Origin of the sequence: Massilia luteola, from assembly GCF_034420155.1 — a bacterium.
Taxonomy (GTDB): Bacteria; Pseudomonadota; Gammaproteobacteria; order Burkholderiales; family Burkholderiaceae_D; genus Telluria; species Telluria luteola.
Map to the genome: position 1 here is coordinate 620,039 of NZ_JAXOFN010000001.1, position 25,195 is coordinate 645,233.

Consider the following 25,195-nt stretch of genomic DNA (forward strand, 5'->3'; position numbering starts at 1 on the left):
GTGCCCGCCGTGCCGCTCAGGCCGCCATGCGGCCCGCCGGCCGGGTACGCTTCAGCACGCCGACCAGACCCAGGCCGAGGGCGAGCATGGCCCACCTGCCGGGTTCCGGCACGGCCGCGACGAGGTCGAGGCGCACGGCGCGGCAGTCGCCGAAGACGCCGCCGTAGCAGGCCGTCGCCGCGATCTGCTGGGCGTCGTTGATGCCGTTGGCGCTCGTGACGACCCAGCCCGACGCCGGATCGATCAGCGTGTTCAGGTCGACGAGGCCGGCGCCCGTCCACAGGAACCCGTGGTAGCCGTAGTGGTCGGGGTCGATCGTCACGGCGGCGGTGCCGACGACCTGCTTGAGGTTGTTGATGTCCCAGGCGATGCTGTCGTCCTGCGTCGGCTCGAGGATGCCGAGGTCGGTGATCGTGCCGTGGTCGTACAGGAAGGCGTGCGACGCGTGGATCATCGTGGACATCGGGATGCCGCCGACGGCCAGGCCGTCGTCGTTCAGGCCGTAGATCGCGCTGTCGCCGAGGTCCGACGCGCCGATCGGGTGGGCGGTACCGCCGCTGAACGTGACGGCGTGAAACGGATATTCCGGCACGGTGAACGGCCCCTCGAACGACGCGCCGCCGGTCATGCCCTTGTCGTTGACGGCATAGGCAGTGCTGCCCAGGCCGCCGGGGAGGGTGCCGAGGCCGGTCATGGTGCCGCCCGCGTAGCTGAACGCCTGCGCGAAGCCCATGGTGGCCGGGCCGCCGTTCAGGGCGTCGCCGACGATCACGCCGTGGTTGTTGACGTCGAATGCCTGGCTGCGGTCGCCGCCCAGCGTGCCGAGGTCGCTCATCTTGCCGCCGGCGTAAGAGAAGGCGTGGAACTGGCCGGCGCCGTTGTCGGCGCCGCCGACGATCTGGCCGTAGTCGTTGATGGCGTTCGCGTTGCTGTTGGCGCCGCCCAGCGTGCCGAGGTCGGTGTACGTGCCGCCGGCATTGACGAAGCCGTGGGTGACGCCGGCGCTGGTGACGTTGCCGACGACGTCGCCCCAGCGGTTGATGTCGCTGGCGGAACTGCCCGTGCCGCCCAGCAGGGTGACGGTGTACAGCGGGTCTGCCACGGCCGCCGCGCCGGGCAGTGCCAGGGCGGCGGACAGGATCAGTCGGGAAATGTGCGATGACGCGCGCATGCTAGCCTCCGGGATGGGTTGGTGGATTCCGAGGCCAGCTTAGGGGAGTCGCCGCATCGCTCCCTGATGAGAATCAGAGGTATGCGAGATGGATATGTGGCGTGCGCCCCACGGGATGCGTCACGCGCGCGCGGCGCGCTAGTCCGCGCGCGCCAGTTCGTGCACGGGGACCCGTGCCCCGTCCCATTCTTCGATGCAGGTAAAACGCATGCCCAGCTTGTCCATCACGCGCAGCGAGGCCGTGTTGTCCGGGTGGCGCACGGCGCACAGGCGGGGCGCGTCCAGCGCCGTGAAGGCGTGATCGGCCAGCGTGCGCGCCGCTTCCGTCGCCAGGCCCAGCCCCCAGCTCGCGCGGCGCAGCCGCCAGCCGATCTCGTGCGGGTTGGCGCGGTCGCGGCCCAGGTGCTGGATGCCGCCGGCGCCGACCAGCTCGCCGCTCGCGGCGTCGATCAGCGCCCACCACGAATATCCCCACTCGGCCCAGCGCGTGCGCACGCGGGCGATCATGGCGCGCGTCTCGTCCGGCGTTTCCGGCCGGCCGAGGAGATAGCGCATCACGTCGGGGTCGCGGTTCATCGCGTGCAGTCCGTCGAAGTGGCGGTCAGCGATGGGTTCGTAGCGCAGGCGGCCGCTGGTGAGGATGGTCACGGCGGCCGGCGCTCATTTGTGCGCGTGGTGCGTCGCCGAGAGGCGGCGCATCAGCGGCAGCACGGCCAGCGCGATGGCAGTGCACACCAGCGCGCCGACGCCCAGCTTGTTGAACAGGCTCGTGTAGATCGGCATGGTCTGCAGCGGGTTCGTCACGTCGCTGGGCACGCTCGCCAGGTTGGCGACGACGCCGCCCAGGTATTGCGAGATGCCCGTGGCGACGTAGTAGGCGCCCATCATGAAGCCGCTCATGCGCACGGGCACGTAGCGCGCCACCATCGCCAGGCCGAGGCCCGAGACGAGCAGTTCGCCCAGCGAATACAGGCCGTAGCCGGCGACCATCACCCACGACGAGGTCTTGCCGCCGACGGCGAACATGCCGGCCACGCCGTAGGCGAAGAAGCCCAGCGCCACGGCGAAGAAGCCGAGCGCGAACTTGCCGGCGATCGACAGGTCCTTGCCGCTGCGGCCGGCGGCCGAATACGTCCACGCGAGCACGGGCGACAGCACCATGATCCAGATGGCGTTCAGCGCCTGGAACTGGGCCGGCGCCCAGTCGAACAGGTGCGCGCCGAACAGCGAGAATTCGAGGTCGACGTTGCGCAGCGCGAACAGCGACAGCGACGTCGACATCTGCTGGTAGAAGATGAAGAAGAACACCGACTGCAACGTCAGCACGAGGGCCGCCGTCAGGCCGGCGCGCTCGTTCGGCGCGCTCTTGCGGATCAGGTGGATGAAGATGCCCAGCACGACGAAGCCGGCCAGGTAGACGAAGATGCGGGCCAGGGTCTGGTACTCCAGGATCACGGCCGACATGCCGACCATGACGACGCCGCCCGCCAGCACGGCGCCGAGCTTGCCGACGTCGAGCGGACGCTCGTCCGGCAGCGAGCCTACGTGGGCGATGGTGGTGCGCATGATGAAGACGTTGAACAGGCCGACGACGAGGCCCACGCTGCAGGCGCCGAACGCGATGTGCCAGCCGAGCTCGCCGCCGTAGGTGGCGTTCACGTAGTCCTTGATCCAGGGCGTGGCCAGCATCGAGATCGTCGAGCCGACGTTGACGGCCATGTAGTACAGGGTGAAGGCGCTGTCGATCTTGGAATCGTCGCCCTCGTAGATCCGGCGCACGAGGTTAGCGGTGTTCGGCTTGAACAGGCCGTTGCCGACCACGACCACGCCGAGGGCGCAGAACAGGAACCAGGTGTTTTCGGTCGGCACGGCCATCAGCGCGTAGCCGACGGTCAGCACGAGGGCGCCCAGCACCATCGAGCGCTTGGTGCCCAGGACCTTGTCGCCGATCCAGCCGCCGATCGCGGGCGACACGTAGATCAGCGCCGCCGCGGCGCTCCAGACGAGGTTGGCGCGGCTGTCGTCGAAGCCGAGGCGCTGGACCATGAAATACACGATCAGCGCCTGCATGCCGTAGTAGCCGAAGCGTTCCCACATCTCGATCAGAGCGATGGTGAGGAACGAACGGGATTGGGTGGGAAGGGGTGGGATTTCGGGTTTCATGACTTTCCTGATGGGCTGCCGACGGCCTCGTGAGCCCGGCAAAGCGTGGATGCTACGCCAGAGAAAGGGATCGTGCAACAAGGGAAAACCCTGTACTGACAGGGCGTATGCAATTATTTCAATTCCCATGATCCAATCAGATCTTGCTGAATATACAATCGGAGGATTCGGATTTCCGACATCGGACACCATGAGAGTGCGTACGCATCTGGCCCTGTTGGCGGCCGCCGTCTTCCTGCCCGTGATCCTCGGGTCGGCGATCGCCATCCGGCTGCTGCTCGATGCGGAACGCCAGGCGGTGTTGCGCAGCATGCAGGAACTGGCGCGCGCCACCGCGTTGACGATGGACCGCGAGCTCACGGCCGCGCTGGCCAGCGGCCAGGCGTTGACGACGTCGCTGACCCTGTTCCGCGGCGATTTCGCGACGTTCTACAGCCAGGCCAGGAGCGCCAATGCGGGCACCGGCCGCGACACGGCGCTGCTGCGCGCGGACGGCGAGCAGGTGTTCAATACCGCCCGTCCGTACGGCGCGCCGTCCGCGGCACCGTCGGCCGCCACGCGCCTGCGGGTGCGCACGGTGCTCGAGCGCGGCGTGCCGGTCGTGTCGGACCTGATCGTCGGCGCCACGGCGCGCCGCTTCGCGGTGGCGGCCCAGATCCCGGTGACGCTGGGCGACGGCCGCGGCATGGTGCTCGGCCAGCGGATCGATGCGCGCCGCCTGAACGCCATGCTGCCCGGGGATGTGCCGCGCTCGTGGCTGATTTCGGTATTCGACCGCGCCGGCCGCACCATCGCGCGCAACCGGAGCTGGGAGGAATACGTGGCGGGGCAGCCGCGTCCCGCCGTGCTGGCGGCCCTGCGCGCCGGCACGGCGATCGTGCGCAGCGAAAGCCGCGAGGGCACGCCGATGTACGCGGCGCTGGTGCGCTCGCCCCTGTCCGGCTGGACGGCCGCCGTCGGCGTGCCGGTCGCGGAACTGGAGGCGACGGCCGCGCACGCCGTCGCGCTCACGGCCGGCACGCTGTTGTGCGCGGTGGCGCTGGCGTGCCTGGGCGCGCTGCTGTTCGCGCGGCGCCTGCTGCGCGCCACCGAATACCTCAGCACCGCGACGGAAGGCATGGTCGACGGCTGGCTGCCCCCGCCGGCCGACCTGCGCATCACCGAGCTGAACGCGCTGCAGAAGGTATTGCACGCCGTGTCCACCCGCCTGATCCGGCTGGAGGGCGCGCGCCAGCGCCACCTGGCCGAGGCGCAGGCGGCGCGCAGTGTCGCCGAGGCGCAGAACCGCGCGAAGGACGAATTCCTCGCCATGCTGGGCCACGAGCTGCGCAATCCGCTGGGCGCGATCAGTTCCGCGATCGCGCTGATCCAGATGGGCGCCAGCGGCCAGGCGGCCGAGCGGGCGCACCAGATCATCGGGCGCCAGAGCCGGCACCTGGGCCACCTCGTCGACGAATTGCTGGACGCGAACCGCGTGCTGAGCGGCCGCGTGACGCTGGCGCCGGTGCCGCTCGACCTGGCCGCGGCGGTGCGCGAGGTGGCGTCGACGTTGCAGACGCAGGGCACGACGGCCGAGCACACGGTCGACCTCGACCTGGAACCGGTGTGGGTCCACTGCGATCCGACGCGGCTGCAGCAGGTGATCGGCAACCTGATCGAGAACGCCGCCAAGTACACGCAGGCCGGCGGCCGGATCCGCGTGGCGGTCCGCGCCGCGGGCGGCATGGCCGAGCTGGCGGTGGCCGACGACGGCAAGGGCATCGACGCCGACCTGCTGCCGCGCATCTGGGACGTGTTCGTGCAGGGCAAGGTGCTCAGCCGCGCGAAGGGCGGCCTGGGGATCGGCCTGGCCGTCGTCAAGTCGCTCGTCGAGCAGCACCGCGGCAGCGTGGCCGTCGCCAGCGGCGGACCGCAGCGGGGCAGCACGTTCACGGTCCGCCTGCCGCTGACCGGCGCCGCGCACCCTGGCGGCGGCGCGGACGACACGGCCGTTCCCGCGCCGCCGCCGGGCCGGCGCGTGCTGCTGGTGGAAGACAACGACGACCTGCGCGACATGACCTGCGCCCTGCTGCAGGCGCGCGGCTGCACGGTGCTGACGGCGGCCGGCGGCAAGGCCGCGCTCGCGCTGGCCGCGCGCCACCGGCCCGACGTGGCGTTCGTCGACATCGACCTGCCCGACATCTCCGGCTATGACGTCGCGCGCGCGCTGGCGCGCCAGGGCGGCATCCGGCTCGTGGCCGTGACCGGCTACGGCCAGCCCGACGACGTGCGGCGCGCGCTGGACGCCGGGTTCGACCTGCACCTGAAAAAACCCGTGCGGCTGGACGAGCTGGAACGCGCGCTCGGCGAGACCGCCGCCGTGCGCTGAGCGCCGGTTCTTTTGATTATGGCCGCCATGTGATCGCGCGGCGCGGCTGTTATCGCTATCTGTTTTGTAACGGTGAAATGGAATGCTGATCATGCGATCGGGCCTATTTGGCGCCTTCGCTACAATTCCGACGAGCGCCAGCGCGGAATTCTTTAAATTTTGTTAAACATGGCGAACACGATTGAAATTTGATTGGCGGTGATCGGATTGTCAAGTAATCTGGGGTTTCAGAGCGCAGGCAACCAATAATCGAAAACCATGGCCGACTCGACACCCGACGCATCGATCGGCGTCCGCGACGACGGGGGCGTGGAAGCCGTCCTGCGCGAACGCACCGCACACCTGCCCGTGCACGACGGCGTGGAGGAAGCCGGTGCGCTGGCCGGGTTGGCCCAGGCGCTGGCCGACGACCCCGCACATGCCATGCAGCGCCTGGCGGACGCCGTGCGCGCGCTGTGCGGCGCCGATGCCGTCGTCGTCGCCGTACTCGATACCGTGCCCGATACCGCAGCCGATGCCGTGCCCGATGCCGCGCCCGATGGTGCGGACACGGTGCGCTGGTGCGTCGTGTCCGGCGCGCTCGCCGGGCGGCAGGGCGAGCGCTGGCCATTGGACGCCTGCGCGTGCGGCGCGGCCATCCTGACCAACGGCGCCGTCCTGTTCGCGGACCCGGCCTCCCGGTTCCCGTCGCTGCGCGCCGCTGGCCCGGTGCCGGGCGAATTCCTCGGCGTGCCCTGGCGCATCCACGACGGCGCCGTCGGCGCGCTGGGCGCCGTGCTGGGCGCGGACGGCGGCGCGCATTTCGACGCCGAGGACCTGCGCCTGCTGCGTGCCTGCGCCGCCTTCGCCGCGGCCGCCCACCAGGCCGGCGGCAGCAAGGGCGCCGACGGCGTCGAGATCGAACGCAAGGTAGAGGAGCGCCTGCGTCCCGTCCTGGAAAGCAAGGAACACCTGGAGCGCGAGGTCGAGGAGCACCGCGCCGCCGAGCGGCTGCTGCGCGAGCACAAGGCCCTCGTCGACGCCACCCTCAGCATCAGCACCGTCGGCGTGCTGTACTTCGACATCGACGGCACCGTCCGCGACGTCAACGCCGCGTTCGAACGGATGACCGGCTACAACTGCGCCGAGCTGCGCACGATGCCGAACTGGCGCGACATGACGCCGCCCGAATTCCGGGACGCGTCGGCGCGCGCGCTGCGCGACCTCATCGAGCACGGCGTCACGCTGCCGTACACCAAGCAGATGACGCGCAAGGACGGCAGCCGCTGGTGGGGCCTGTTCGCGCCCGCGCGCATCTCGGGCGAGGGCGCGCAGGGGCGCTGCGTGCTGTTCGTGATCGACGTCACGGCGAACAAGGAGACGGAGGCGCGCCTGGCCGAGAGCGAGGAGCGCTTTCGCGCGATGGTCGAGGGCTTCGCGCAGACCGTCTGGGAGACGGATGCGCACGGCCGCCTCAACATGGGCTCGCCCAGCTGGACGACCTACACGGGGCAGTCGGAGCCGGCGTCGCTGGGCGTCGGGTGGATCGACGCCGTGCATCCGGACGACCGCGCCTACGTGCTGCGCGAATGGCGCGCGGCCGTCGGCACGCGGCGCATCTTCAACGCCGAGTTCCGCGTGCAGGCGGCATCCGGCGGTTGGCGCTGGAGCAATGCGCGCGCGGCCCCGCTGTTCAATCCGGACGGCAGCGTGCGCAAATGGGTCGGCATGCACATCGACGTCGACGAGCGCCGCCGCACCCAGGCCGCGCTGGCCGAGAGCGAGCGCCGCTACCGCATGCTGTTCGAGGCCATGGACGAGGGCTTCCTGCTGGCGACGGTGCGCTTCGACGAGGCGGGCAAGCCCGTCGGCCTCGATTATGCCGAGGCGAATCCGGCCGCCGTGCGCATGGCCAATATCGCCTACGTGGGCCCGGGCCAGTTGCGCATGCGTCCCGAGCACGAGCCGTGCTGGCTGGACGCCTGCGCGCAGGTCGTGCGCACGGGCGTGTCCAGCCGCTCGCAATGCTTCTCGCAGCCGCTGGCCAGCTGGTACGACTTCTTCGTCTACCCGGTCGGCGGGCGCCAGGTGCCGCGGGTGGCGATCCTGTTCCACGACATCACCGTGCGCAAGCGCGCCGAGGATGCCCTGCGCGAGAGCGAAGGCCGGTTCCGCGCGCTCGCCGACGCGTCGCCCGCCCTCGTGTACCAGTTCGACGTGGACGGCAACGTCATCTACCTGAACCAGCGCTGCGTGGCGCACGAGGCGGCGGCCGGGGAAGGCAAGGGCGGCTGGAAGGACATCGCCCGGCCGGACGACATGGACGCGTATCTGCGCGACGTGTACGACGGCATCCGCGCGCGCGGCGCCTTTACCCAGCGGCTCCACACGATGGTCAGGGACGGCAGCTGGCACTGGTTCGAATCCCATGCGTCGCCCTGGCATTCGGGCGACGGCGAACACCGTGGCTACGTCGGCATTTCGCTCGACATCACGGGGGCCGTGCAGGCCGAGGAGGCCCTAAAGGAGGCCGACCGTCGCAAGGACGAGTTCCTTGCGACGCTGGCCCACGAACTGCGCAATCCCCTGGCCCCGATCAGCAATGCGGTGCAGCTGATGCGCCGTCCGGACGGGCGGCGCCAGTCCGACCGCGTCGTCGAGATGGTGGGACGCCAGGTGCGCCAGATGGCGCGCCTCGTCGACGACCTGATGGAGGTGTCGCGCATCACGCGGGGCAAGATCGACCTCAAGCTGGAGCGGGTGCCGTTCGCCGAGATCGTGGCCAGCGCCATCGAGACGAGCCAGCCGATGATCGACCGGGCCGGCCACCAGCTCGCCGTGGCCCTGCCGGAGCAGCCCCTGTTCCTCGACGCCGACCGGGTGCGCCTGACGCAGGTGTTTTCCAACCTGCTCAACAACGCCGCCAAGTACACGGACACGGGCGGCCGCATCTGGTTCGACGTGCGGCGCGAGAACGACCAGGTCGTGGCCACCGTGCGCGACACGGGCATCGGCATTCCGGCTGACGCGCTGCCGGGCGTGTTCGACATGTTCGCCCAGGCGCACCGCTCCGCCGGCCGCGGACAGGGCGGGCTCGGTATCGGCCTGACGATGGTGCGCAGCCTCGTCGAGATGCACCACGGCACCGTCGAGGCGCGCAGTCCCGGGGCGGGCCAGGGCAGCGAATTCATCGTGCGGCTGCCGCTGGCGCCCGACCATGACCTCGGGAACGACGTGCCGCAACTGGGCCAGGCGCGCCCGGCCGCGCCGTTCCACGGCCAGCGCATCCTCGTCGTGGACGATAACCGCGACGCCGCGGATACGCTCGGGCTGCTGCTGGAAGCGGACGGGGCCGAAGTGCGCGTCGTGTACGACGGCCGCGCCGCGCTGGCGATGGCGGAAACTTTCCTGCCGACCAGTGTTCTGCTCGATATCGGCATGCCGGGCATGGATGGCTACGAGGTCGCCCGCCGGCTGCGCCAGGACGAACGCTTTTCCGGCCTGCGCATCGCGGCGCTCACGGGCTGGGGCCAGGACGCGGACCGGCGCCAGACCCGCAACCGGGGCTTTTCGCACCATCTCACCAAGCCCGTCACCATCGAGGAGTTGCATAATATTCTTGCGTGACACTGTTTGCATGAGATCGGCGACACAATAAGTTACAAATTTGTGACATATGCGCGCTGCATTTTGTTCCGCTCTGTGCGTTAGCGAACGTCAATACCAACATCGCCTGAGTAGACTGAACTCAACGTCAACCGATGTTGGGAGGCAGCGATGGCGTGGATTTCACAATTTGTCAGGTACCTGGGCGTCTTTGGCGACCCGCAGTCACACCCGGAAACGATTTCGGACCTCCCACCGTTCGCGTTGCGCCAGACACTCGAGGCGTTGCTGCGTACCGGCTGGATGAAGACGTTCGAGTACGATGCGGACGACGCATGGGTCGATTACGCGCGGGTCGATTTGCGCCGGGGGCGATCGAAGCTGAGGCTGGAGTGGGACCAGGACAGTGGCGGCACCGTCGAAGGGCCGCGCGCCGTGCTGGACGGGTTGCGGGTGCTCGATCCGTGGACGCAGATGCGGCACGCGCATTGAGACTCGAGACCGGGTGTCGGCGCCGAGGTGGCCGTGGGGTGGCCTCCCCGAGCCCGTCAACCGCACCGCCGCGTCAGAACTGCTCGTCCGCTCCGAGGTAGCGCCACTGCCCCGCAGGCAATTCGCCGAGCTTCACGCGCCCGATGCGCACGCGCTTGAGGCCGATGACCTTGAGGCCCACCATGTCGCACATGCGGCGGATCTGGCGCTTGCGGCCTTCCTTCAGGGTGAAGCTGAGCTGGTCGTCGTTTTGCCAGCGCACCTTCGCGGGCAGCAGGGGCTTGCCGTCCATCCACAGGCCGTGGTTCAGCTTCCTGAGGTCGGCGTCCGGCAGGCGGCCCGGCTTCGTGTACTGCACGCGCACGAGGTATTCCTTTTCGATGGACGTCGTTTCGCCGATCAGCTGCTTGGCGATGCGGCCGTCCTGCGTCAGCACCAGCAGGCCGACGGAATCGATGTCCAGGCGGCCGGCCGGCACGAGCGATTTCAACTGGGTCGGGTGGAACTGTTCGGGCGACGGATCGTCGGCCCAGCGGTTTTCCGGCTTCACGAGCACGACGGCCGGCTTGTAGCCATCCTCGGCCTGGCCGCTGACGAAGCCGACCGGCTTGTTCAGCAGTACCGTCACGCGCTTCGCCTGCTGGGCGGCGGCCTGGCGCTCGACCGTGATCTTTTGGTGCGGCAAGACTTTGCTGCCGAGTTCGGACACCACCTGGCCGTCGACGCGCACCCAGCCTTTCGCGATCCATTCGTCGGCCTCGCGGCGGGACGAGAGGCCAAGTTCGGACATGCGTTTGGAGAGGCGTACGGGGTCGGTCATGATACTGATTCTGAAATAATGAACCGTCGTCCCCGCGGAGGCGGGGACCCAATCTTGCGCGCGTTATCGCAACGTGGAAGACTTGGCCCCCCGCCTGCGCGGGGGCGACGTTGGTTTGGATTGTTGATATTAAATCGATATTAGATCTTTACGGCGTCCAGCAACTCGGTCTCCAGCTGCACCTGCACGCGCTGGTTGTTCAGCGCCTGGCCGTCGATGAGGAACACGTCCTCGACGCGCTCGCCGAGGGTCATGATCTTCGCGGTGTGCAGGTTGATGCGGTAGCGCGCGAGGACGCTCGCGATTGTGTACAGCAGGCCGTTGCGGTCGTTGGCGCCGATGGACAGCACCCAGAACTGGCCGCGCTCGTCCGGACGCATGTCCACCGTCGGCGTGATGGGAAAGTGGCGCGACATGCGCGACAGCCGGCCCCGCAGCGGCGGCGACAAGGGCTCCTGGTGCACGAGCACCTCGCACAGCTCGTGCTCGATCAGGTTGATGATGTCGCGGTAGCTGTTGGCGAAATGCTCGTCCGTGATGAGGAAGGTGTCGAGCGCATAGCCGTCCTTCGTCGTGTGGATCTTGGCGTCGAGGATGGAAAAATTCTTGCGGTCGAAATAGCTGCAGATGCGCGCGAACAGGTCGGGCTGGTCCTTCACGTACACCGTCACCTGCAGGCCTTCGCCGATCGGCGCCAGGCGCGATTTCACGACGGGTTTGTCGCGCCCCAGCTTGTCGACCAGGCAGCGGGTCTGCCAGGCGATGTCGGACGCGTCGTGGCGCAGGAAATACGCCATGTCGAGCTGCTTCCACAACGCCTCGTGCGCGTCGGCCGCGAGGCCGAACAGGCGCAAGGTCGCCAGCGCTTCCTGCTGGCGCGCGCGCAGTTCGCGGTCGGCCGACGGCGGCTCGCCGCCGAGCACGCGCAGGGTCATCTTGTACAGGTCTTCCAGCAGCTTCGCCTTCCACGCGTTCCACACCTTGGGGCTCGTGCCGCGGATGTCGGCCACCGTCAGCAGGTACAGCGCCGTCAGGTGACGCTCGTCGCGCACGAGGCGGGCGAAGGACTGGATCACGTCCGGGTCCGACAGGTCCTGCTTCTGCGCGACGACCGACATGGTGAGATGGTGCTCGACGAGGAACACGACCAGCTCCGTGTCTTCCTCGGACAGGGCGTGGTCGCGGCAGAATTCCAGCGCGTCCGTCTTGCCCAGTGCCGAGTGGTCGCCGCCGCGGCCCTTGGCGATGTCGTGGAACAGCGCGGCCACGTACAGCAGCCAGCGGTCGCGGAAATTGGCGATCAGCTGGCTGCAGAACGGATATTCGTGCGCATGCTCCGTCATCGTGAAGCGCCGCATGTTCCGCACCACCATCATGATGTGCTGGTCGACCGTGTAGACGTGGAACAGGTCGTGCTGCATCTGGCCGATGATGCGGCGGAAGTTCGGCAGGTAGCGGCCGAGGATCCCCATGTCGTTCATGCGGCGCAGCGCGTGCACGAGGCCGGCGGGCGCCTGCAGCACGCGCAGGAACAGGGCGCGGTGGCGCGGGTCGGTGCGGAAGGCGTCGTCGATGAGGGTGCGCGCATGCCACAGCGCGCGCATCGTGCGGGCCGTCATGCCCTTGATGTCGGGGCGTTCCGTCATCAGCACGAAGATTTCCAGCACGGCGGACGGCGTGGCCTCGAACGTGTCGTCGGCGGCGATGTCGATGAAGCCGCCCACCTCGTTGAAGCGCGGGTTGATCGCGACCGCCTGCGACGGCGTGGGGAACAGCTGCGCCTCGATGTTCTGCAGCAGGATCGTGTTCAGCTGGGTGACCGTCTTCGCGGCCCAGTAATAGCGCTGCATCAGGAATTCGCTGGCGCGGCGCGCTTCCAGGCCTTCGCCCGTCGACGTGAGGCCGAACGTTTCCGCGATCGCCGTCTGGACGTCGAACACGAGGCGGTCTTCGCGCCGGTTCGTCTGCAGGTGCAGGCGGATGCGGATGTCCTTGAAGGCGCGCTCCTTTTCCATCAGCTGGCGCGCTTCCTCGCGCGTGATCAGGCCGCGGATCGCGAGCTGGCTCCACGAATTCGCGAGCCCCGCCGCCTTGGCCACCCACAGGATCACCTGCAGGTCGCGCAGGGCGCCCGGGCTTTCCTTGACGTTCGGCTCCAGCGAGAACGGCGTGAATTCGTACTTGGCGTGGCGCAGCCGCATCTCGGCCGTCTTGGCGTGGAAGAAGGCCTGCGCATCCATCGCGGCGTCGTAGCGGTGCAGCAGCGCGTCGAACACCGTCTCGCTGCCCGTCACGAGGCGCGCTTCCAGCAGGCTGGTCTGGACCGTGATGTCGGCGGCCGATTCGGTCATGCACTCGTCGACCGTGCGGATGCTGTGGCCGATTTCCAGGCCCAGGTCCCACAGGAGTTGCACGAAGTTCTCCAGCTTCGCCTGCACGATGGCGTCGGGCGCGCTGCCCAGCAGGATCAGCAGGTCGACGTCGGAAAAGGGGAACAGCTCGCCGCGGCCGTAGCCGCCCACGCCCACGAGGGCGGCGTTCTGCGGCAGGCCGGCCGCGTGCCAGGCATCCGTCAGCACGCCGTCCACGCTGTGGCGCAGGCCGCGCAACAGTTTTTCCGGCTTGCCGTTCTCGCGGAACTCGGCGATGACGAGCTGGCGCTCGGCCTTCAGGCGCTGCTTCAGTTGCAGCGGCTGCAGGGGCTGGGACGGGGCGATGGTGGCGGTCGACATGGCGGCGCGAGCGGGCGGTTCGGGCTCAGGCCGCGACGGTGTCTTTCGGCCGCACGATGGCCGGCGGCGGCGGGGTGCCGGCCGACGTCGTCAGCACTTCATAGCCGGTCTCCGTCACCAGGATCATGTGTTCCCACTGGGCCGACAGGCTGCGGTCCTTCGTCTTGATGGTCCAGCCGTCCGGCATCTCGCGGATCTCGCGGCGGCCCGCGTTGATCATCGGTTCGATCGTGAAGATCATGCCCGCCTTCAGCTCCTCGCCGGTGCCGGGGCGGCCGTAGTGCAGCACCTGCGGCTCTTCGTGGAAGACCTTGCCGATGCCGTGGCCGCAGAATTCGCGCACGACCGAGTAGCCCGCGTTTTCCGCGTGTTGCTGGATCACGTGGCCGATGTCGCCCAGGTGCGCGCCCGGCTTCACTTTCGAAATACCCAGCCACATGCATTCGTAGGTGATGTCGGCCAGGCGGCGCGCCAGCTTGGACGGCTCGCCGATGAAGAACATGCGGCTGTTGTCGCCGTGGTAACCATCCTTCGTGATGACGGTGACGTCGATGTTGACCACGTCGCCATTCTTCAGGACCTTGTCGCCCGGAATGCCGTGGCAGATCACGTCGTTGACGGAGGTGCAGACGGCTTTCGGGAACGGCGGGTAGCCCGGCGGCGCGTAGTTCAGCGGGGCGGGGACGGTGCCTTGCACATTTACCATGTATTCATGGCACAGGCGATCCAGTTCGCCCGTCGTGACGCCCGGCTTGACGAAGGGGGTGATGTAGTCGAGCACCTCGGCACCGAGGCGGCCGGCGATGCGCATGCCTTCGATGTCTTCCTGGGTCTTGATGGAGATGGTCATGGTGGTCCGTTCTGCAATATGTTCTGTATCGGCCATTATATGTGATTCGGAAGCCGGTCGGGCCGTGGGGCGGCCCGGCCGCGGCGACCCGATGGCGCGCGGCCGGAGAAGCGCACGCGTGCGCAAGCTTGAAATTCGCGTCGAATCCCGCTAGAATCTCGGGTTGCTCGTGTTCGTATCGGGCAAGCTTGTGAAATTACGCTTTTTTTAAATCGCGAATGCGGTCGACAAGGGTGCCCGGAAGGGTGGCTGGCCGTCGTTCAAGAACCAACCCTGGAGAATTACAATGTCTGTCACTATGCGCGAAATGCTGGAAGCCGGTGTTCACTTCGGCCACCAGACCCGTTTCTGGAACCCGAAAATGGCCCCGTTCATCTTCGGTCATCGCAACAAGATCCACATCATCAACCTGGAAAAGACCATGGCGATGTATCAGGATGCGATGAAGACCATCAAGCAGATCGCCGCCAACCGCGGCACGATCCTGCTGGTGGGCACCAAGCGCCAGGCCCGCGACATCATCGCCGCCGAAGCGCAGCGCGCCGGTGTGCCGTACGTCGACCAGCGCTGGCTGGGCGGCATGCTGACCAACTTCAAGACCATCAAGACCTCGATCAAGCGCCTGAAGGACATGGAAGCGCAGATCGAATCGGGTGAAGTCGAGAAGATGAGCAAGAAAGAAGCGCTGATGTTCTCGCGCGAACTGGAAAAGCTGCAGAAGTCGATCGGCGGCATCAAGGACCTGCAGGGCGTGCCGGACGCGATCTTCGTCGTCGACGTCGGCTACCACAAGGGCGCCATCACCGAAGCCGGCAAGCTGGGCATCCCGGTCATCGGCGTGGTCGACACCAACCACTCGCCGGAAGGCGTGACTCACGTCATCCCGGGTAACGACGACTCGTCGAAAGCCATCACCCTGTACGCACGCGGCGTCGCCGATGCGATCCTGGAAGGCCGTGCGAACGCCACCAACGAAATCGTCGAGATGGTCAAGTCGGCCGACGACTTCGTCGAAGTTTCCGAGCAAGCTTAAGTTCCGGCGGGCGCTTGCCCGCCGAGCAGCAAAGGGGCGCCGAGCCTAAGTCGAGCGCCCCTTTTTGCAAGCAATTCCTGGATAGATTAACAATATGCAAGACGTCGCGACCGACGGCTTGCTCCGCTTTTAGGAGAAATGACATGGCAGCGATTACTGCAGCGATGGTTGGCGAACTGCGCGCCAAGACCGACGCCCCGATGATGGAATGCAAGAAGGCACTGAACGAAGCCGAAGGCGACATGGCACGTGCCGAAGAGATCCTGCGCGTCAAGCTGGGCGGCAAGGCCTCGAAAGCCGCATCGCGCATCACCGCCGAAGGCGTGGTGTCCGCCTACGTCGCCGGCAACATCGGCGCGCTGGTCGAAGTCAACAGCGAAACCGACTTCGTCGCCAAGAACGACGACTTCCTGGCCATGTGCAACCTGGCCGCCAAGCTGGTCGCCGAGAACAACCCGGCCGACGTCGCCGCCCTGGCCGCCCTGCCGGTCGACGGCAAGACCTTCGATGACGTGCGTACGGCACTGATCGGTAAAATCGGCGAGAATATGACCGTGCGTCGTTTCCAGCGCTTCGAGACCACCGGCAAGCTGGCATCGTACCTGCACGGCACCCGCATCGGCGTCATCGTCGACTACGCCGGCGCCGACGAGCAGGTCGGTAAGGACGTGGCCATGCACATCGCCGCGATGAAGCCGGTCGCCCTGTCGTCCGAGCAAGTGCCGGCCGAGCTGATCGAGAAAGAGCGTTCGGTTGCTCAGCTGAAAGCCCAGGAAGACGCCGACAAGGCCGTCGCCGAAGGCAAGCAGCCGCAATCGGCCGAGATCGTCGCGAAGCGTATCGACGGTTCGGTGCAGAAGTACCTGAAAGAAGTGTCGCTGCTGAACCAGGCGTTCGTGAAGAACGACAAGCAGAGCATCGAGCAGATGCTGAAGGCCACCAACACCACCGTGAAGGCATTCACGATGTACGTGGTCGGCGAAGGCATCGAGAAGAAGGTCGACGACTTCGCAGCCGAAGTGGCAGCACAGATGGCTGCTGTCAAGCAGTAATAAAGAGAACGGGCCGCAAGGCCCGTTTTCACAACCGGCGGTATCCCGGCCGGAGCAGTACCGAATTCGAAACATCCAATGACCTCAGGAGCCCCATTCATGACAAAACCAGCCTACCAACGAGTCCTTCTCAAACTGTCTGGCGAAGCGCTGATGGGCGACGATCCGTTCGGCATCAACCGCGTCACCATCGAACGCATGGTCGCCGACGTCGCGGAGGTGTCGAAGCTGGGTGTGGAACTGGCAGTGGTGATTGGCGGCGGCAACATCTTCCGCGGCGTGGCGCCGGGCGCGCAGGGCATGGACCGCGCGACGGCCGACTACATGGGCATGCTGGCCACCGTGATGAATGCGCTCGCGCTGGCCGACGCCATGCGCCAGCAGGGCATCACCGCGCGCGTGATGTCGGCCATCGGCATCGAGCAGGTGGTCGAGCCGTACGTGCGCCCCAAGGCGCTGCAATACCTGGAAGAGGGCAAGGTCGTCGTGTTCGCCGCGGGCACGGGCAACCCGTTCTTTACCACCGACACGGCCGCCGCACTGCGCGGTTCGGAAATCTCGGCGCAGATCGTGTTGAAGGCAACCAAGGTCGATGGCGTATATACTGCCGATCCCAAGAAGGATCCGCACGCGACCCGCTACGAGTCGATCTCGTTCGACGAAGCGATCGCCAAGCACCTGCAGGTGATGGACGCCACCGCGTTCGCCCTGTGCCGCGACCAGAAGCTGCCGATCAAGGTGTTCTCGATCGTCAAGCCGGGCGCGCTCATGCGCGTGATCATGGGCGAGGACGAGGGTACACTGGTACACGTTTAACTCAATATTTGGAAACACAGGAGAGCAGCATGTCCGTCGCTGACGTTAAAAAAAGTGCCCAGGATAAGATGGCGAAGTCCATCGAAACCCTGAGAGGCAACCTGGCCAAGGTTCGCACCGGCCGCGCCCACACCGGCATCCTGGACCACGTGATGGTCGATTACTATGGCTCGCCGACCGCGCTGCCGATGGTCGCCAACCTGACCCTCATCGACGCCCGCACGATCGGCGTTCAGCCCTACGAAAAGAAGATGCTGAACGTCATCGAAAAGGCGATCCGCGAATCCGACCTGGGCCTGAACCCGTCGACGTTCGGCGAGCTGGTCCGCGTGCCGACCCCGGCCCTGACGGAAGAGCGCCGCAAGGAAATGGTCAAGTTGTGCAAGTCGGAAGCGGAAGATGCGAAAATCGCCGTTCGTAACGTGCGCCGCGATGCCAACGAACAGTTGAAGAAACTGGTCAAGGACAAGGCGATCTCGGAAGACGACGAGCGCCGCGCCCAGGACGATGTCCAGAAGATGACCGACAAGGCCGTCATCGACATCGACAAGCTGGTTGCCGAAAAAGAAAAAGAAGTCATGACTGTGTGATCCGTATTGCGGCGCCCGTTGCGGCCGCGTATCGTTGTGGACGTCGGACCGGCAGGCAAGGCCTGACCGGTCCGTTCCACCTTTTGTCTCAGTTCAATTGCAGTCCGTTAGACCACCGCCGCCATTTGGCCAGATTTATGATTTTCAAAAGTTCGACCACCGCAGTCCCGGAAGCGCCCAAGGTGCCGCGTCACATCGCCATCATCATGGACGGCAATGGCCGCTGGGCGACCAAGCGCCTGCTGCCCCGCGTCGCCGGCCACGTCAAGGGCGTGGACGCCGTGCGCAAGATCGTCGAAGCCTGCGTGGATCGTGGCGTTGAATACCTGACGCTGTTCGCGTTTTCGTCGGAAAACTGGCGCCGTCCGGCCGATGAAGTGTCCTACCTGATGGGCCTGTTCGTCACGGCGCTCGAGCGCGAAGTGTCGAAGATGCATGCGAATAACATCCGCCTGAAGGTCGTGGGCGACCTGGCGCGCTTCGATTCGAAATTGCAGGACATGATCGCCAACGCCGAGCGCCGCACCGCCAACAATTCGCGCCTGACCGTCACCGTGTGCGCCAACTACGGCGGCCGCTGGGACATCATGCAGGCGACCGGCAAGATGGTGGCCGCGAATCCGGGCACGACCGACTACACCGAAGAGATGCTGGCCCCGCACCTGGCCATGGCCTATGCGCCCGAGCCGGACCTGTTCATCCGCACCGGCGGCGAGGAACGCATCTCCAACTTCCTCCTGTGGCAGCTCGCGTATTCCGAGCTGTACTTCACCGACGCCTTCTGGCCGGACTTTTCGCCCGAGTCGCTCGACACGGCGATCGCGTCCTACCAGAGCCGCGAGCGCCGCTTCGGCCGCACCGGCGAACAGGTCGCAAACAAGGCCAAGACAAACTGATGCTCAAGACCCGCGTCATTACCGCCGTCGTGCTGCTGGCAGTGTTGCTGCCGGTGCTTTACTTCAACAACTACACGGCGTTCGCGGTGGTGGCGACGGCGTTCTTCGGCGCCGCCATCTGGGAATGCTTCCGGCTGTTCAATCCTGACACGCACAACGCCCACGTGATCGCCATCGTGTGGGCCAGCGTGTTCGCCATCTCCGTGTTCACGGGGCACACGAACCTGTCGTTCTGGGCCGCGCTCAGCGTGGCCTTGTGGATCGCCCGGTTCGCGCCGTCGCTCAAGACCGGCCTGCCGCCGCTGGGCACGCCGGCCAATACGCTGCTGTCGCTCGTGTACGCGTTCGCGGTGGTCGGCTGCTTCGCCGCCATCGTCGACCTGTACTCGCACTCGCCGCTGTTCCTGCTGTCCGTGCTCGCGATCGTGTGGGTGGCCGACATCGGCGCCTATTTCTCGGGCAAGGCATTCGGCAAGCGCAAGCTGGCGCCATCGATCTCGCCGGGTAAATCGTGGGAAGGCGCGATCGGCGGCGGCATCGCCGTGCTCGTGCTGGCCGGCCTCTCGGTCCAGTTCGGCGGCGACGCCTTTGCGAACACCTTCGCCGCGCGCGTCCAGCACCACTACGGCTGGCCGGCGCTGGTCGTGGTGCTCGTACTGATGGTTGCCGCCAGCATCGTCGGTGACCTGTTCGAATCCCAGCTCAAGCGCCGCGCCGGCATGAAGGACAGCAGCAACCTGCTGCCCGGCCACGGCGGCGTGCTGGACCGGATCGACGCGCTGATCCCCGTGCTGCCCCTCGCGGCCCTGATCGGCTCGCGCCTCTGATAAAGCTGGACAACGGGTCGTTCAACGCGGGCGGGCGCCATCGCGGCGCGCGCCGTGCAAGAATCCCATCATGCCGGCGGCCAGCGCCGCGCCAGCCCATGTTGGAACGACCTTGACAATGGAACGCAACATGCAACGCATCACTATTCTGGGCGCCACCGGTTCGATCGGCGTCTCGACCCTCGACGTGCTCGCCCGTCATCCCGGCCAATACCGTGTCCATGCCCTGAGTGCGCATGAACGCGTGGACGCGCTCGCCGCGCAATGCCGCGTCTTCCGCCCGCAGCGGGCCGTCGTCGGCACGGCGGAAGCGGCCGCGCGCCTGCGCGAGCTGCTGGCCGGCCTGCCGATCGACGTCGCCCACGGCGAAGCGGCGCTGTGCGAGATCGCGTCCAGCCCCGAGACGGACACCGTGATGGCCGCCATCGTCGGCGCCGCCGGCCTCGCGCCCACGCTCGCGGCCGCGCGCGCGGGCAAGAAGGTCCTGCTGGCGAACAAGGAAGCGCTCGTCATGTCCGGCCAGCTGTTCATGGACGCCGTCAAGGAGCACAAGGCCACCTTGCTCCCCATCGACAGCGAACACAACGCCATCTTCCAGTCGCTGCCGGGTACGTATGGCCGGTCGCCCGACGCGGCCGGCGTCGCGAAGATCCTGCTGACGGCATCGGGCGGCCCGTTCCTCAATCGCGCGGTCGAGACGCTGGAAGCCGTCACGCCGGAAGAGGCGTGCAAGCATCCGAACTGGTCGATGGGCCGCAAGATCTCGGTCGACTCGGCCACGATGATGAACAAGGGCCTCGAAGTGATCGAGGCGCACTGGCTGTTCGGCGCGCCGGCCGACCGGATCGACGTCGTGATCCACCCGCAAAGCGTGATCCACTCGATGGTGTCGTACGTCGACGGCTCCGTGCTGGCCCAGCTGGGGAACCCGGACATGCGCACGCCCATCGCCCACGCGCTGGCCTACCCGGAGCGCATCGCATCCGGCGTGGAGCAGCTCGACCTGACGCAGTGGGCCGCGCTGCAATTCCACAAGCCCGATTTCGACCGCTTCCCCTGCCTCGCGCTCGCGTTCGACGCCTTGCGCGCGGGCGGCACGGCGCCGGCGTTGCTGAACGCGGCGAACGAAATCGCGGTCCAGGCCTTCCTGGAGCGCCGCATCGGGTTCCGCGCCATCGACCTGGTCGTGCGCCGCGTGATGGACGAGAACCCGCACGGTGCGGCCAGCAGCATCGAGGCCGTGATGGCCCAGGACGCGCGTGCCCGCGCCGCGGCCGAACGCATCGTGCATGCGTTGTCTGCATGATGTGAGCAGATTTCGAGCGGGCACTGACGGGAGACATCCATGAACCTGATCCACACCCTGCTGGCCTTCATCCTGGCGCTGGGGCCCCTGATCATCTTCCACGAGCTGGGTCACTACGTCGTCGCGCGCCTGTGCGGCGTGAAGGTGCTGCGCTTTTCGATCGGCATGGGGCGCATCGTGTGGTCGCGCCGCTTCGGTCCGGACCAGACGGAATGGGCGATCTCCGCGCTCCCGATCGGCGGCTACGTCAAGATGCTCGACGCGCGCGACCCGTCGACCGCCCCCACCGACGACCGCGACCTGCCGCGCGAATTCACGCGCCAGAACGTGTGGAAGCGCATCGCCATCGTGGCGGCGGGCCCGATCGCCAACTTCATCCTCGCCATCGTCCTGATGGCGGGTCTGTTCATGCATGGGAAAGAGGAGCCGGGCACGCGCCTGCGCGCGATGGCGCCGGCGTCCGCCGTGTACCTGGCCGGCGTGCGCGGCGGCGACGTCGTCACGGCCGTCAACGGCCGTCCGGTGCAGTCGTGGACGGAGCTGCGCTGGGAGATTATGCGCGCCGTCGTCGACAAGCACGCGGCCGAGCTGACGCTGCACGGCCCCGGCGCGAGCAGCAGCGCCTCGTACCACGCGGTGCTGCCGGCCGACCGCATGGCCAGCCTGGACGTCGACGGCGACGTGCTGGGCGTGCTCGGCATGCAGATGTGGCGCCCGCGGCCGACCATCGACAAGGTGCTGCCGGGCGGCGCCGCCGCGCGTGCGGGCCTGCGCCAGGGCGACCTCGTGACGGCCATCGACGGCAAGCCCATTCTCGACGGTATCGCCTTCATCGACGCCGTGCGTGGCGCGGCCGGCAAGACGCTGCAGGTCGCGGTGCGGCGGGGATCGGAGCAGCTCGTGCTGCCCGTCACGCCGGAGCGCGAACCGCAGTCGGGCCGGGGGCTCGTGAAGCTGATGATCGCGCAGGCGCCCGAGATGGTGACGGTGCAGGCGGGCCCGCTGGCCGCCGTCGCGAAGGGCGCCCAGCGCACGTGGGAGACGAGCGCGCTGACCGTCAAGATGATCGCCAAGATGATCGTCGGCGAGGTCTCGCTGAAAAACGTGACGGGCCCGATCACGATCGCGGACGTGGCCGGACAGACGGCGCGCTCGGGCCTCGAGCCCTTCCTCGAGTTCATCGCGTTCATCTCGATCAGCCTGGGTGTAATGAATCTGTTACCAATTCCCGTTCTGGACGGTGGCCATTTGCTGTATTATTCGCTGGAAGTTTTGACCGGGCGACCCTTGCCCGCGCGGATCGGCGAGATCGCGCAGCGTGCCGGGGTGGGCCTGCTGTTCATGCTGATGGCGCTTGCCGTCTTCAACGACCTGGTGCGACTGCTCTGAACACACGGCACTCCGATATGTACGCTGCGCCTGCGGCGGGCGTCGGAGTGTCCGGCCAAGCGGTACAAGCCCGGGCGACGATACGTAACGTTGTCCAATGACTGACCCATTGATCTAACCGATGAATCTACAACCCGAACGTTTTGCCCAATCGCGTTTTGCCTTGCCCTCCCGTCGCAGCATGATCGGCGCAGCCGTGCTGGCCCTGTGTGCCGGCCACGCTTCTGCCGTCGCTCCCTTCGTCGTGAAGGACATCCGGGTCGAAGGCATCCAGCGCACCGAGGCAGGCACGGTGTTCAGCTACCTGCCGGTGCGCGTGGGCGAGACCTTCGACGACGAAAAAGGCACGGCGGCGATCAAGGCCCTGTATGCCACCGGCTTCTTCAAGGACATCCGCCTGGAAGAGGAAAACGGCGTGCTCGTCGTGCTGGTCGAGGAACGTCCGGCCATCGCCGCGGTGGACTTCACCGGCACCAAGGAATTCGAAAAGGACATGCTCGTCAAGGCGCTGAAGGAAATCGGCGTCGGCGAGACCAAGATCTTCGACAAGGCATCCGTCGACCGCGCCGAGCAGGAGCTCAAGCGCCAGTACCTGTCGCACGGCCTGTACGGCGTCAAGATCACGACCACCGTCACCCCGATCGAGCGTAACCGCGTGAACATCATGTTCAACGTGGACGAGGGCGACGTCGCGAAGATCAAGCAGATCAACATCGTCGGCAACAAGGCGTTCTCGGACAAGGAACTGCGCGCGCTGCTGCAGCTGAACACGTCCGGCTGGTTCACCTGGTATTCGAAGGCCGACCAGTACTCGAAGCAGAAGCTGACGGGCGACCTGGAATCGATCAAGTCGTGGTACCTGAATCACGGCTACCTGGAGGTGAACGTCGAGTCCACGCAGGTCTCGATCACCCCGGACAAGAAGGACATCTACCTCACCATCAACATCACGGAAGGCGAGAAGTACACCGTCTCCGGCGTCAAGATGGATGGCGAGATGTTCGGCCGCGAGCAGGAGCTGAAGAACCTGATCCTCCTGAAGCCGGGCCAGACCTATTCCGGCGACCTGCAGGAAGCGTCGAACAAGCGCATCGCCGACCGCCTCGCGAGCTTCGGCTACGCGTTCGCGAACGTCACCGCGAACCCCGAGATCAACCGCGAGAAGCGCGAAGTCGCGTTCACGTTCCTCGTCGACCCGGGCAAGCGCGCCTATGTGCGCCACATGACCATCTCGGGCAATACGATCACGCGCGACGAAGTGATCCGCCGCGAATTCCGCCAGTTCGAAAGCTCGTGGTACGACCCGAACCGGGTGAAGCTGTCGCGCGACCGCGTCGACCGCCTCGGCTACTTCAAGGACGTGACGGTCGAGACGCCGGAAGCGCAGGGCACCAACGATGCCGTGGACGTGAACATCGCCGTCGTCGAAAAACCGACCGGTAACTTCATGGTCGGCGGCGCGTTCTCGCAGGCGGAAAAATTCACCTTCACGGCGTCGGTCACCCAGGCCAACTTCGCCGGCAGCGGCAATACGGTCGGCGTGGAACTGAACACGAGCCGCTACAACCGCACGATCTCGTTCGCCCAGACGAACCCGTACTTCACGGACGACGGCATCTCGCGCGCGTTCCAGCTGTACCTGCGTACCTCGCGTCCGCCGGCACTGAACATCGGTTCGTACACGGTGCGCCAGCAGGGCGGCAACCTGACGTTCGGCGTGCCGTTCTCGGAAATCGACACCGTCTACTTCGGCGCCGGCCTGGAACGTACCCGCCTCGAGACGGACGAGAGCTCGCCGACGCTGTACAAGCAGTTCGTGATGCAGAACTCGAAGGATGCGGAGGCAAAGAGCACCGGCGTGGGCACGGCGACGACGAACGCGATCCCGCTGACCGTGGCGTGGGGCCGCGATTCGCGCGACTCCGCCATCACCCCGACCCGCGGCCGCTACCAGCGCGCCAACTTCGAGATCGACGCCGTCGGCGACGCCAAGTACTACCGCATCATCTACGAACACCAGTGGTACCGTCCGATCACGCGCTGGATGACCCTGGCGCTGAAGGGTGAGCTGGACTACGGCGCGGGCCTCGGCGGCCACTCGTACCCGGTCTTCAAGAACTTCTACGGCGGCGGCATCGGCTCGGTGCGCGGCTACGAGAGCTCGTCGCTGGGCATCGTCGACCCGTACACGTACGACGCCCTGGGCGGCGCCAAGCGCGTGATCGGCAACGCCGAGCTGCAGTTCCCGTTCCCGGGCAGCGGCCAGGATCGTTCGCTGCGCTGGTTCACCTTCGCCGACGGCGGCCAGGTCTACCAGGAACATGAGCCGATCCGCACGTCCCAGCTGCGCTACTCGGCGGGTATCGGCCTGTCGTGGATTTCCCCGGTGGGACCGCTCAAGTTGAGTTATGCTAAGCCCTTGAACGCGAAGCCGGGCGATCGCCTGGAGCGCTTCCAGTTCCAGATGGGCACCGGTTTCTGATACGGCCCATCGCCGAGACAAGGATTGCGAAGAATGATGTTGAAAAAATCGTTAGCCTCGCTGCCGCGTAGCCTCGTGCTGGCGCTGCTCTGCGCCGGTGCGATGGCGCAGGCGTCCGCGCAGACCGCGGTACCGAGCCGCATCGGCTTCGTCTACACGGAACGCCTGATGACCGAGTCCAAGCTGGCCAAGGCGGCGGACGCGAAGCTCCAGGCGGAATTCTCCAAGCGCCAGAAGCAGGTCGACGACATGCTGGCGCGCTACAAGCAGAGCCGCGAGAAATTCGACGAGGAAGCGCCGAAACTGTCCGACATCGACCGCACCAAGCGCACGCGCGAGCTGCTCGACATGGAAAAGGACGTGCAGCGCATGCAGCGCGAGTACAACGAGGACCTGTTCCAGCGCAAGAACGAGGAGCGCGCCGCCATCGCGCAGAAAGCCTATAAACTGATCGAACAGGTGGCCGAGCAGGACCATCTCGACGTCGTGCTGCAGGAAGCCATCTGGACCAGTCCGCGCATCGACATCACCGATCGCATCCTCAAACTGCTCGACAAGTAAGCGAGCAAGCAGGCCACTATGGCTCTGGATGCCGGCCGGCTTGATGAGCGGCCGGCAGTTTT

19 protein-coding genes are annotated in these 25,195 nt (G+C 66.7%); 13 read left to right on the forward strand and 6 right to left on the reverse strand.

Features of this window, described 5'->3' with window-relative positions:
• Positions 1-16 precede the first annotated feature (16 nt).
• From U9J41_RS02800 to U9J41_RS02810, 3 genes are all read right to left on the reverse strand, one after another.
• Positions 17-1,171, reverse strand: a complete 1,155-nt coding sequence (locus U9J41_RS02800; protein WP_322400058.1) for a PEP-CTERM sorting domain-containing protein — start codon at positions 1,169-1,171, stop codon at positions 17-19.
• A gap of 138 nt (positions 1,172-1,309) precedes the next feature.
• Positions 1,310-1,819 (reverse strand): GNAT family N-acetyltransferase, encoded by a 510-nt coding sequence (locus U9J41_RS02805; protein WP_322400059.1) that lies wholly within the window; start codon positions 1,817-1,819, stop codon positions 1,310-1,312.
• A 12-nt stretch (positions 1,820-1,831) separates the two neighbouring features.
• Positions 1,832-3,334: a peptide MFS transporter gene (locus U9J41_RS02810; RefSeq protein WP_322400060.1), complete on the reverse strand. Its 1,503-nt coding sequence runs from the start codon at positions 3,332-3,334 to the stop codon at positions 1,832-1,834.
• A gap of 190 nt (positions 3,335-3,524) precedes the next feature.
• On the opposite strand from U9J41_RS02810, the gene U9J41_RS02815 reads away from it, so the two are divergent.
• From U9J41_RS02815 to U9J41_RS02825, 3 genes are all read left to right on the forward strand, one after another.
• On the forward strand, positions 3,525-5,702 hold the full coding sequence (locus U9J41_RS02815) for a hybrid sensor histidine kinase/response regulator (RefSeq protein ID WP_322400061.1): 2,178 nt from the start codon (positions 3,525-3,527) through the stop codon (positions 5,700-5,702).
• Between the two features lie 258 nt (positions 5,703-5,960).
• Positions 5,961-9,308 carry a PAS domain-containing hybrid sensor histidine kinase/response regulator gene (locus U9J41_RS02820; protein ID WP_322400062.1) on the forward strand — a complete coding sequence of 1,116 codons (3,348 nt, stop codon included), beginning with the start codon at positions 5,961-5,963 and terminating at the stop codon, positions 9,306-9,308.
• 150 nt (positions 9,309-9,458) lie between these two features.
• Complete coding sequence (locus U9J41_RS02825; protein ID WP_056435582.1) at positions 9,459-9,779, forward strand: hypothetical protein; 321 nt, start codon at positions 9,459-9,461, stop codon at positions 9,777-9,779.
• 73 nt (positions 9,780-9,852) lie between these two features.
• Here the strand turns inward: U9J41_RS02825 and U9J41_RS02830 are convergent, their stop codons facing one another.
• The 3 genes from U9J41_RS02830 to map form a co-directional block, all read right to left on the reverse strand.
• Positions 9,853-10,599, reverse strand: a complete 747-nt coding sequence (locus U9J41_RS02830; protein ID WP_322400063.1) for a pseudouridine synthase — start codon at positions 10,597-10,599, stop codon at positions 9,853-9,855.
• A gap of 140 nt (positions 10,600-10,739) precedes the next feature.
• On the reverse strand, positions 10,740-13,331 hold the full coding sequence (locus U9J41_RS02835; RefSeq protein WP_322400064.1) for a [protein-PII] uridylyltransferase: 2,592 nt from the start codon (positions 13,329-13,331) through the stop codon (positions 10,740-10,742).
• A 25-nt stretch (positions 13,332-13,356) separates the two neighbouring features.
• Entirely contained in the window at positions 13,357-14,181 is an 825-nt protein-coding gene (map, locus tag U9J41_RS02840) for a type I methionyl aminopeptidase (protein ID WP_056435573.1), read from the reverse strand.
• A gap of 286 nt (positions 14,182-14,467) precedes the next feature.
• Here map and rpsB point away from each other — a divergent pair, with 286 nt between their 5' ends.
• The 10 genes from rpsB (at position 14,468) to U9J41_RS02890 (ending at position 25,133) form a co-directional block, all read left to right on the forward strand.
• On the forward strand, positions 14,468-15,214 hold the full coding sequence (gene rpsB, locus U9J41_RS02845; RefSeq protein ID WP_056435570.1) for a 30S ribosomal protein S2: 747 nt from the start codon (positions 14,468-14,470) through the stop codon (positions 15,212-15,214).
• A gap of 143 nt (positions 15,215-15,357) precedes the next feature.
• Positions 15,358-16,266 carry a translation elongation factor Ts gene (gene tsf, locus U9J41_RS02850; RefSeq protein WP_322400065.1) on the forward strand — a complete coding sequence of 303 codons (909 nt, stop codon included), beginning with the start codon at positions 15,358-15,360 and terminating at the stop codon, positions 16,264-16,266.
• Positions 16,267-16,365: 99 nt separating this feature from the next.
• Complete coding sequence (pyrH, locus tag U9J41_RS02855) at positions 16,366-17,082, forward strand: UMP kinase (RefSeq protein ID WP_322400066.1); 717 nt, start codon at positions 16,366-16,368, stop codon at positions 17,080-17,082.
• 29 nt (positions 17,083-17,111) lie between these two features.
• Positions 17,112-17,672 carry a ribosome recycling factor gene (gene frr, locus U9J41_RS02860; RefSeq protein WP_322400067.1) on the forward strand — a complete coding sequence of 187 codons (561 nt, stop codon included), beginning with the start codon at positions 17,112-17,114 and terminating at the stop codon, positions 17,670-17,672.
• 137 nt (positions 17,673-17,809) lie between these two features.
• Positions 17,810-18,568: a polyprenyl diphosphate synthase gene (uppS, locus tag U9J41_RS02865; RefSeq protein WP_322400068.1), complete on the forward strand. Its 759-nt coding sequence runs from the start codon at positions 17,810-17,812 to the stop codon at positions 18,566-18,568.
• Entirely contained in the window at positions 18,568-19,395 is an 828-nt protein-coding gene (locus tag U9J41_RS02870) for a phosphatidate cytidylyltransferase (RefSeq protein WP_322400070.1), read from the forward strand. The genes uppS and U9J41_RS02870 overlap by 1 nt, the downstream gene beginning before the upstream one ends.
• Positions 19,396-19,525: 130 nt before the next feature.
• Complete coding sequence (gene ispC / locus U9J41_RS02875; RefSeq protein WP_322400071.1) at positions 19,526-20,701, forward strand: 1-deoxy-D-xylulose-5-phosphate reductoisomerase; 1,176 nt, start codon at positions 19,526-19,528, stop codon at positions 20,699-20,701.
• Positions 20,702-20,740: 39 nt separating this feature from the next.
• On the forward strand, positions 20,741-22,090 hold the full coding sequence (rseP, locus tag U9J41_RS02880) for an RIP metalloprotease RseP (protein WP_322400073.1): 1,350 nt from the start codon (positions 20,741-20,743) through the stop codon (positions 22,088-22,090).
• Between the two features lie 121 nt (positions 22,091-22,211).
• A complete protein-coding gene (bamA, locus tag U9J41_RS02885; protein ID WP_425259900.1) occupies positions 22,212-24,572 on the forward strand; it encodes an outer membrane protein assembly factor BamA in 2,361 nt (786 codons plus the stop codon).
• 33 nt (positions 24,573-24,605) lie between these two features.
• Positions 24,606-25,133, forward strand: a complete 528-nt coding sequence (locus U9J41_RS02890; RefSeq protein ID WP_322400076.1) for an OmpH/Skp family outer membrane protein — start codon at positions 24,606-24,608, stop codon at positions 25,131-25,133.
• Positions 25,134-25,195: the final 62 nt, after the last annotated feature.